Source organism: Frankia sp. CcWB2 (assembly GCF_977927585.1).
In genome coordinates this window covers 1-9,012 of the sequence record NZ_CDWRCM010000026.1, presented here as the reverse complement: position 1 = coordinate 9,012, position 9,012 = coordinate 1, and the positions used below count along the sequence as shown (strand labels likewise).

The 9,012-nt window shown below is 68.2% G+C and carries 9 protein-coding genes; 4 read left to right on the top strand and 5 right to left on the bottom strand.

The window, feature by feature from the left end; all coding sequences use genetic code 11:
* The first annotated feature begins 156 nt into the window (after window positions 1-156).
* Together ACY45C_RS04870 and ACY45C_RS04865 are read left to right on the top strand one after the other, a co-directional pair.
* Window positions 157-1,068, top strand: a complete 912-nt coding sequence (locus ACY45C_RS04870) for an LLM class F420-dependent oxidoreductase (RefSeq protein WP_462186461.1) — start codon at window positions 157-159, stop codon at window positions 1,066-1,068.
* A gap of 205 nt (window positions 1,069-1,273) precedes the next feature.
* Window positions 1,274-2,356, top strand: a complete 1,083-nt coding sequence (locus ACY45C_RS04865) for a CapA family protein (RefSeq protein WP_462186446.1) — start codon at window positions 1,274-1,276, stop codon at window positions 2,354-2,356.
* Between the two features lie 58 nt (window positions 2,357-2,414).
* On the opposite strand, the gene ACY45C_RS04860 is transcribed toward ACY45C_RS04865, so the two are convergent.
* Window positions 2,415-2,924 carry a Fur family transcriptional regulator gene (locus ACY45C_RS04860; protein ID WP_462186445.1) on the bottom strand — a complete coding sequence of 170 codons (510 nt, stop codon included), beginning with the start codon at window positions 2,922-2,924 and terminating at the stop codon, window positions 2,415-2,417.
* 464 nt (window positions 2,925-3,388) lie between these two features.
* On the opposite strand from ACY45C_RS04860, the gene ACY45C_RS04855 reads away from it, so the two are divergent.
* A complete protein-coding gene (locus tag ACY45C_RS04855; protein ID WP_462186444.1) occupies window positions 3,389-4,009 on the top strand; it encodes a hypothetical protein in 621 nt (206 codons plus the stop codon).
* 274 nt (window positions 4,010-4,283) lie between these two features.
* On the opposite strand, the gene ACY45C_RS04850 is transcribed toward ACY45C_RS04855, so the two are convergent.
* Together ACY45C_RS04850 and ACY45C_RS04845 are read right to left on the bottom strand one after the other, a co-directional pair.
* Window positions 4,284-5,591 (bottom strand): hypothetical protein, encoded by a 1,308-nt coding sequence (locus ACY45C_RS04850; protein WP_462186443.1) that lies wholly within the window; start codon window positions 5,589-5,591, stop codon window positions 4,284-4,286.
* Between the two features lie 70 nt (window positions 5,592-5,661).
* Window positions 5,662-6,900, bottom strand: coding sequence for a pyridoxal phosphate-dependent aminotransferase (locus tag ACY45C_RS04845; protein ID WP_462186442.1), 1,239 nt, complete (start codon window positions 6,898-6,900; stop codon window positions 5,662-5,664).
* 598 nt (window positions 6,901-7,498) lie between these two features.
* On the opposite strand from ACY45C_RS04845, the gene ACY45C_RS04840 reads away from it, so the two are divergent.
* Window positions 7,499-7,834: a type II toxin-antitoxin system VapB family antitoxin gene (locus ACY45C_RS04840; RefSeq protein WP_462186460.1), complete on the top strand. Its 336-nt coding sequence runs from the start codon at window positions 7,499-7,501 to the stop codon at window positions 7,832-7,834.
* On the opposite strand, the gene ACY45C_RS04835 is transcribed toward ACY45C_RS04840, so the two are convergent.
* Entirely contained in the window at window positions 7,813-8,169 is a 357-nt protein-coding gene (locus tag ACY45C_RS04835; RefSeq protein WP_462186441.1) for a hypothetical protein, read from the bottom strand. The two genes, ACY45C_RS04840 and ACY45C_RS04835, sit on opposite strands and share 22 nt — an antisense overlap.
* A 4-nt stretch (window positions 8,170-8,173) precedes the next feature.
* Entirely contained in the window at window positions 8,174-8,965 is a 792-nt protein-coding gene (locus ACY45C_RS04830) for an HNH endonuclease (protein WP_462186459.1), read from the bottom strand.
* Window positions 8,966-9,012: the final 47 nt, after the last annotated feature.

Below are 9,012 nucleotides of genomic sequence, written 5' to 3'. Positions count from 1 at the left end.
CCGGTGGCCGGCCGGGGTGAGCAGCTGCATGAGCTCCGTCACGCTCGCCAACGATAGACCTTGGACGGACAGTGGCAACCGGATCCGGCGGTCCCGCCGTGACGAGTGACCATCGCTCCTGCTCGGTACGGTTGCGCGGTGACGAGTGCGCAGCACATGACCCGCCCGCCGGCCCGGCGTGAGATCGGCAAGGTGGGGATCTGGAGTGGCCAGTTCGACTTCTCCCCGGCCGCGGTCGTCCGGGAGGCGATCGCAGAACTCGACGATCTCGGTTATCCGACGTTGTGGACCGGTGAGGTCAAGGGGCGCGAGGTGTTGGTCACCGCCGCTCTGGCGCTCGAGGCCACCTCCCGGATGACGATCGCGACCGGGATCGCGCAGATCCTCGCCCGTAACCCGCTCACCATGACCGCTGGTCAGCTGGCCCTCGCCGAGGCGTACCCGGACCGGTTCCTGCTCGGACTCGGGGTGTCCCACGCCGAGCTGATGCACATCCGGGGCGCCTCCTACACGCGCCCACTCGCCCAGATGGCGGCGTACCTCGACGAGATGGACCGGATGGCGGTCGAGCAGTACCGGGCCGTGCCACCGCCCGGTGTCCCGCCACGGGTGCTCGCCGCGCTCGGTCCGAAGATGCTCGGCCTCGCCCGGGACCGGGCCGACGGCGCCCACACCTATTTTGTGCCACCCGAGCACACCGCTGCCGCCCGGGACATCCTCGGGCCCGACAAGCTGCTCGTCCCCGAGCAGGCGTTCGTCCTGCACACCGATCCGGAACAGGCCCGTGAGCTCGCCTGCCGGCACACCGGGTCCTATCTTCGGCTGCCGAACTACACGGCGAACCTGCGGCGTTTCGGGTTCGACGACGACGATCTCGCCGGCTCGGGCTCGGACCGCCTGGTCGACACGATCGTCCCCTGGGGGGACGCGGACGTTCTGCTCGGGCGGATCAAGGAGCATCTCGACGCCGGGGCCGATCAGGTAGCCGTGCAGGTGCTTGACTTCGACCGCCGTGGGCTGCCGCGTCGGCAGTGGCGCGAACTGGCACCGGTGCTGTCGGCACTCTGACGTCGGACGGACCGCGGCGGTCGAGCTCGGGATCATGGGAACGGCCGGGACGCGGCCGGTTTGCGAGTGGCTCGTCGTAGCGTGGTCGTCACGGAGGGGGGAGCCTGGCGTGGAGCGGGGTGCAGCCAGCCGGCGTGCTCGGTGCGTTCGGTGCAGAGGAGGGCGCACGGCCGTCGCCGGTGGCGTCGCCGTCATCGTCGGGTTCATGTTCGTCGCCTGTGCCGTGCCCTACGGCGAGGACCGTCCGAGGCCGACGCCGCACGCCGACGGTGCCTCCGCCACCACCGGTCCCCCGGCCGGGGCCACTGCGGCCACCGCGGGAGCCGCACCCGTCGGTGACGGCCTGCGGCGGCCGACGGGGCAGCCGGTCACCATCGCCTTCGGCGGCGACATCCACTTCGAGGGTGCTCCCGGTCAGCGGCTCGCCGCCGATCCGCGGACGGCCATCGGACCCATGTCGGCGGCCCTGACCGCGGCCGATCTCGCGATCGCGAACCTGGAGACGACGGTGACGGACCGTGGCGCCGCAGCCCAGAAGGCGTATGTGTTCCGGGCTTCGCCCACCGCGTTCACCGCGGTACGGGCGGCCGGCATCGACGTCGTCACGATGGCCAACAACCATGGCATGGACTACGGCATCGAAGGCCTGCAGGATTCGCTGCGTTACGCCCGGGATGCGCACTTTCCGCTCGTCGGCATCGGCGTGGACGACACCGCCGCGTACGCCCCGTACATGACGACGGTCAAGGGGCAGCGTATCGCCGTCCTCGGGGCCACCCAGGTGCTCGACGACGAGTTGATCGCGGCCTGGACGGCGGGTCCGAACAAACCCGGCCTGGCATCGGCAAAGGAGGTCGATCGGCTGGTGCGAGCCGCGCGGGCCGAGGCGGACACGGTCATCGTCTTCCTGCACTGGGGGACTGAACAGCAGCAGTGCCCCAACGAGGCACAGCGCGCCCTGCTCCCCCGGCTGGCGGCCGCGGGCGCGGACGTCGTCATCGGGAGCCACGCCCACGTTCTGCTGGGCGCCAGATGGGCCTCCGACGGAGTGTACGTCGGCTACGGGTTGAGGAACTTTGTGTTCTATTCCTCCGGCGCCGGCCGGAACACCGAGTCCGGGGTGCTGGAACTGACCGTCGCTGGCCGGGCGGTCATGGCCGCTGCCTGGCTACCCGCCCGGATCGTGGGGGGCACCCCCCAGCCGGTGACCGGTGCCGCGGGAGCCCGGGCCCTGGCGGACTGGAACGCCCTGCGCGCCTGCACCGGCCTCTCGGCGACGGCACCCTGACCGACGGCTGCGCGCACTGTGCCCCGCGGTGCGTCCCCTGCTCCGCCGGGAACCTCGCTCAGGTGGCCGGTCGGGCCACGCAGGTGGCACAGGTGCCGTAGATCTCCACAGTGTGCACGACGTCGACGAATCCCTCGGCGTTGGCAACCTTGGCGGTCCACGCCTCGATCTCCGGTCCCGCGATCTCCACCGTCCGGCCGCAGGAGCGGCAGACGAGGTGATGGTGATGGTCGTCAGAGGCGCAGCGCCGGTAGACGGTCTCACCGTCGTCCCGGCGGATCATGTCGACCTCGCCGCGGTCGGCCAGCACCTGCAGATGGCGGTACACCGTCGTGAGCCCGACCGCGGCGCCCTGCGCCCGTAGCCGGGCGTGCAGATCCTGGGCGCTGGTGAAGGCGTCGGTCTCGGCAAGCGCGGCGGAGACGGCGTCGCCCTGCCGGGTGGCACGCACGGCCGTCCCCCGGCTCGGCGCCGGACGGCGCTCTGCCGTCTCATCCCGCTGGTTGCGGGGGTCGCGGGCCGGCCGGCCCGTGCCGGCCGACCTGGTGTCGTTCCCCGCGGTGCTCACGTCGCTCCCTTCGCTGCCGTTCAGTCTGTCTGGTCGGTTCAGTCTGTTGCCGGTGTCGCCCTTACCGTCCGTGCCTCTCATCCCGACTGTGCCGTCCGTCCCGCCCGGGGCGTGCACCAGCCGTGGGGTCGGCTCGGACCCGTGAGCTTCTTGGGGTGTACGGGCCACGTTCTCACTTTCTCATCTCCTCGCCGCGCTGGGCGTGCCTGGCGACGGGAATGGGCACGCGTCCGTTGAACATTATTGACAATGGTTTTCATCCCGGATGTGCTGGGCGGAGGTGTGAATGCGCTTGCGACCTGATCGCAGGAAAGTCCTGAGGTAACTCGCTGCCACCCGTTGCCATTCCCGAGCTCGTGGCGGCGATCCGCTGACGGCCGCACGCTGACGGCCGCACCCACCGGTGATCTGCGACGCTCCGAGGCATAACCTTCGCCCAGAGCAGATCCAGGGCGGAGGGATGCATGGCGGGGCGTAGCGGCCGACCTGGGTGGTTGCGGGAACCGGATCCGCTCCAGAACCCCCTCGGTAGTCGGCTCGCCATTCTCGGCGCGATCGTGCTGGTGATTGGCGGGGGAGCGGCGACCCTGACAGGCGGTGCGGACTCGGCGTCCGGGCTGCCCGCGTCGACCACCGGCGGCTCTGCATCCACCGCGAACGGCTCTGCATCCACTGCGAATGACTCTGCCGAGCTGGCCTCCTGGTACCACGGCAGCGAGGGTCTGCGGACCCGGGTCGCCACGGACGTCGCGGCGGCCCGAGCGTATCTGGCCGCCCAGGACGGCGCTTCCCTGCGGCCCGTCTGCGTCTCCCTCGGCACCGACACGCAGGCGGCGCTGACCGCGCCGGTGCCGCCGACCGCGGCCGCGCAGGCGCGGTTCGATGCCGGCGGCAGGGACTATGCCGCCGCTGCGGCGTCCTGCGGGCAGCTCTTCGACGGCACCCGGATCCAGGTCGGCGTGCTGCAGCAGCGCATCGCGTCGTCGTTGGCGGACGGTGACCGGGAATGGGGGGCGCTGGCCGCTCTCATCGGACAGCCGATGGCGACTGCGAGTCCCCCCGCGGCGTCGGGGCGCAGCGGGTGAGGCCGTGCAGGGTGCCGGTGAGCGGAAAGGTCCGGATCTCTTGCTCACACCATCCGGCCTGCCGCAGGGACGCGAGTTCGGCGGCCGTGCCCCGGAGGTCGTAGGCGAGGATGAACAGCAGGATCCGGTCCGGCGGTTGCGGGCGGCTGCGGATCGCGCCGTCCGCGCCGTCCTTCCCGATCACGCTCAGGAAGGTTGTCGCCGATCGGGGTACCCGGGGCCCGATCGGCGGTCCCCCGGGCGATGCGTCGTCGCTGAGGTCCATGGCGTAGAGCTAGCCCGCTCGCGCCAGTCGGCCGCCGACGATGACGAGATCGCCCGCCCGATACTCGGCGCGGGCGGCGATCGTCGCGTCGACCATGGCCTCGATCGGACGGGGATCGTGGCGTTCGTCCCACAGCGTGATGGTCCCGCCGACCGCGCAGACCGGCATCACCGCCAGCGCGATCAGGCCGACGGCCGCGGGAAGCCGCGCCGGCCCGACCGGCCTGGCTGCCTGGGCCGTGCGGGCCAGGCGGGCCGTGCGGGCCAGGTCTGCAACGCCGACCGCGACGATGATGGTGAGCAACGGAACCAGAAACAGATTGGTCCGACAGGCCCCGAAGGGCCAGTAGCGTCCGGCGCTGGCCGCGAGCTGGAGCAGTTCGGCGCCGATCAAGGCGACGATAAGGATCATCCCGTCGGGGCGTCGGCGCAGTACCCGGACTCCGAGCGCCAGCGCAACCGCCGTGGCCGTCCCGACGAGCAGCGTCGGGAGGCGATGCCCCTCGAGGAGGGAGTGCACCAGATTGGGGTCATAACGGTCGATCCCGGGCGGAGCGCCACCGAGAATCGCGCCGGTCTGTTCGAGCGTGAACCGCAGGCCGCCAAGGATCCCTCGATCGGCGAGGAAGTGATCGTCCCAGAAATGGCTCGCCCGTTGACTGGACTGGCGCGCCACAAAGATCATCATGTGGGCGCCGGCCAGGAGGAGGGCGGGGCCCACCCGTCCGGCGGTGCGTACCACGGTGCGTCGGGGCACCGCGCGGACCAGGTCGTAGCCAGCGAGGGGAACCAGCAGAAACACCGCGGGCAGCGACAGCAGCGCCAGCGCCCCGGCCGCGGTCCGGCGTGGGAGCGTGGCCTGTCCTATCCACAGCGCGATCACCGCGAAGGTGACCACCGCATCGAGGACGTAGGGCTTGAGCTGTGTGCCGGTGTCGACGACGGTGCCGGCGAGGGCGGCCGTCACCGCGGCGGCCACGGCCGGCACCCGGCCGGTGAACCGCCGCGCGAGCAGGAAGCCGCCCGCAGCGAGCAGCGGTAGCCAGATTCCCGCTCCGACGAGCCGGAGCGACCAACTGTGCCAGCCGAGGATGGTCCCGGTCAGTCGGGTCAGCGCCAGTGAGCCGACCGAGGACGGGGTGTTGGCCGCCGTCAGTTCCGACCAGAACGTCGGCCACGGTTCCCCCGCGAAGTGCGGGCGCCACAGCTCGTCGTACCAGAGCGGACGATCTATCCGGGCTCGCAGCGCGATCTGCGCCCCGATCGTGGCGGCGACCAGCAGACCCACGAGCAGGACGTCGCCACGCCGTTTTTCCACAGATTGTCCACAGGGCGTTGGTGTCCTGTGGACAACCTCCCCGATGGTGTCGATTGCTCCGTCAGTTCTGTCACTGGGAGGGGTTCTGTCGCTGGGAGGGGTGTTTGTAGGAGGCCAGGAAGCGATCGATCCGGCCGATGGCGTCCGTGAGATCGTCCACCGCGGGCAGGGCCACGATCCGGACATGGTCGGGATGCGGCCAGTTGAAGCCGCTGCCCTGGACGAGCAGGATCTTCTCGGCCAACAGCAGATCGAGGACGAACCGCTCGTCGTCCCGGATCGGGTAGACGGCGGGGTCCAGTCGGGGGAAGGCGTACAGCGCCCCCCGCGGCGGGACGCACGACACCCCGGGGATGTCGTTGAGGAGCTTCACGACCGTGTCTCGTTGTTCGCGCAGCCGGCCGCCGGGCAAGACGAGGTCCCCGGCGCCGCCGTCCTCCGTGAGGGCGGCGACCGTGGCGAACTGCCCGGGCGCGTTGGCGCACAGGCGCATGTTCGCGAGGATGTTCACTCCCTCGATGTAGCTCGAGGCGTGGCCGCGCGGACCGGACATCACCATCCACCCGGCCCGGAACCCGGCTAGCCGATAGGACTTCGACAGCCCGTTGAAGGTCATGCAGACCAAGTCCGGCGCGAGCGCCGCGGTCGCGATGTGCTCGGCGTCGTCGTAGAGGATCCGGTCGTAGATCTCATCGGACAGCAGCATCAGGTGGTGGCGGCGGGCGACCTCGACGATGTTCTCCAGCACCTGCCGGTCGTAGACGGCACCAGTCGGGTTATTTGGGTTGATGACGACGATCGCTCGTGTCCGCGGGGTGACCTTGGCGGCGATGTCGTCGGGGTCGGGCGCCCAGCCAGCGGACTCGTCGCAGAGGTAGTGCACGGGCCGGCCGCCGCACAGGCTGACCACGGCCGTCCACAGTGGATAGTCGGGCGCGGGGAGCAGCACCTCGTCGCCGTTGTTGAGCAACGCCTGCAACGACATCATGATCAGTTCGGAGACGCCGTTGCCGAGGTAGACCCCGCCGGGGTCGAGGCCGGTGACCCCCTTACGGAGGTGATAGCGCACGACCGCTTCCCGGGCGGCGAGCAGTCCCTTGGAGTCGCTGTAACCCTGTGCATCCGCAAGGTTTGCCACGACGGCCTCGAGTACCTCCGGCGGTGCGGAGAAGCCGAACGGCGCGGGATTGCCGATGTTCAGCTTGAGGATGCGCGAACCCGCAGCTTCCAGCCGGGTCGCTTCGTCGAGGACAGGCCCGCGGACGTCGTAGCAGACGTCGGCGAGCTTGTCGGACTGGGTGAACTCCATCTACCCAGAGTAGGTGGGCTGTCCAGCGGATTTTCTGCCGGCCGGCGGCGTGCCGGCGAGTTCACCCCGAGGGAGTGGCTCCGAGGCTCAGCCACCTTCGTAGATGATCGTTACTCGACGGTTGCGTGCTCATCCGGCCGGATCGGCTGATCCGTGCCCGGTCGCCGAGAGCCGTGCCGCTCCTTGGCACGAAGGTCGACTGATTATGGACGTCGTCCTGTGTTTCGGGTCCAGTCCACTCACCTGCACTCCGGCAATCTTGTCACCGGTCGCATCAGGTGGGATCAGGTGAATACGTACTGATCAGATCCGGTTCGGCAAGCGCATACGTGGTGAGGTCGATGCGTCGACCGGCGTCTGGAGGCAGGCAGAGCACGACGTCGTCCATGGAAGCTCCTCGATATAAGGTTAGGCTTACCTAAACATGCCTTGCTGCGAGATCAAGAGAAGGGGTGCCAGCTGCGGGCATCTGACCTGCAGCCGTGGTCCGGGTGTCCACGCGGCTCGATGCTGCGGGGCCACCGGGGTCTTATAGGGGGGGCGAGGATTCTAGGCTGTCGTGGTCGGAGAATGTCTCGCCCTCGAGGAGGAGGTGCCGGTGATCTTCAGATTGGTCGGAGACGGTCGCCCGTACCCCGAGCACGGCCTTGGCCAGCGGGACTGGGCGGCCATTCCCCCTCGCCAGGTTCGGCTCGACCAGCTCGTTACCACCAAGCGGGTGCTCGCACTCGATGTTCTTCTCGATGAGGACTCGACCTTCTACGGTGACCTCTTCCCTCACGTCGTCGAGTGGGGCGGAGCTCTCTACCTGGAGGATGGCCTGCATCGTGCTGTACGGGCCGCGCTGCAGCAGCGCACGTCCATACACGCCCGCGTCTACGTTCTGACCGGCCCGGCCCTGACCGGTCCGGCTCAGTCGTCGGCGGCGCGGTAGATGACGAAGACGTCCTTGCCAACCCTGGCGAAGAGGTAGCGTGGACAGTCTGATGTCGGACGGTACGCCATGATCGGGCGGAACACCGGCGACCGCCTGACTTCCTTGAGGCTGCCACCTGCCATCTGGCGTGCACGGCTTCCTGTGATGTCCAGCTCGTCTGAACGCTTGTACCATCCGCCGCAGTAGCGGATCTCGTCCGGTCGTGATGTCCACGCGGGGGTGTGGAAGAACCACATCAGATACACCGTCCGCATCAGCAGCACAAGCAGCAGGATGATGAACAGGGCTCGGATGAAGTTCCCAGCTCGTCCGGGCGCGAGGATGGGGCTCACAAGGTTAGGAGCCTACGGGCATCCCGTTCGTAGCTGAGCATCGGCTCTCGTGTCCCCCCACATCGGGTCGCGGTACGCCGAGGCAGACAGTTGGATCATTTCCATACCTCCTAGGGGTAAACCAGGCTACTTGTCTTGTCGGGACGGTCTCAGCTGGCGCGGTTGAGGGACTATCGCCGAGGAGCTCCAACAGATCCAGACCCGGATGCAGCCGCGGTGCCTGCTGCGTCAGCGTTCCGTCACGATGGCGGGCGACAATCGAACCGTCGCGTCCGCGCTGCAGAACAATCCGCCTTTCATGAATAGTCCGATGATGAAGGGAACAGATCAGAACGAGATTGTCAAGATCTGCGTTTCCGCCTTCGGATGCCCATTCCTTCATGTGATGTATCTGGAGCCAGCGGGTATGATGGCAACCCGGATACTGGCATACTCCTCGGTCGCGCGCATAAATTGCTAGCCGCAATCTCGTGGTCGGGTTTCGGCGGGTGCGACCCAGCGTGAGAGGGTTTCCCTTGGAGTCTATAATAAGTGTCCGAAGGAGGCTGTCGCAAGACAGTCTTCGAACGACGTTCGGTAGAACAGGGATGTGGTCCTTCACGTCACACCTTCGGGTATTCAGCCCATGCCCTTCTTCATGTTGCTGGAGGGGGGATCCCTTGTTTTCTTGGCTTGAACCGATGAGTGTATCAATATCTATGTGGACATTTATCGCGTGAGATGTCGAGCTCATCAGCGTGGGAGCGCCAGTAGAGAGGAAAGATTCGGACATGGCCGTCAAGGCATCGGCTTTCATCTCAGGACCTGCGTGTGTTATCGAGGTATTATTGATCAAGCCCTCGG

Bases quoted from the DNA above. Each gene is read 5' to 3' on its own strand.
- ACY45C_RS04870 (WP_462186461.1), top strand. From the start codon at position 157: ATGACCCGCCCGCCGGCCCGGCGTGAGATCGGCAAGGTGGGGATCTGG.
- ACY45C_RS04865 (WP_462186446.1), top strand. From the start codon at position 1,274: ATGTTCGTCGCCTGTGCCGTGCCCTACGGCGAGGACCGTCCGAGGCCG.
- ACY45C_RS04855 (WP_462186444.1), top strand. From the start codon at position 3,389: ATGGCGGGGCGTAGCGGCCGACCTGGGTGGTTGCGGGAACCGGATCCG.
- ACY45C_RS04845 (WP_462186442.1), bottom strand. From the start codon at position 6,900: ATGGAGTTCACCCAGTCCGACAAGCTCGCCGACGTCTGCTACGACGTC.
- ACY45C_RS04830 (WP_462186459.1), bottom strand. From the start codon at position 8,965: ATGAAAGCCGATGCCTTGACGGCCATGTCCGAATCTTTCCTCTCTACT.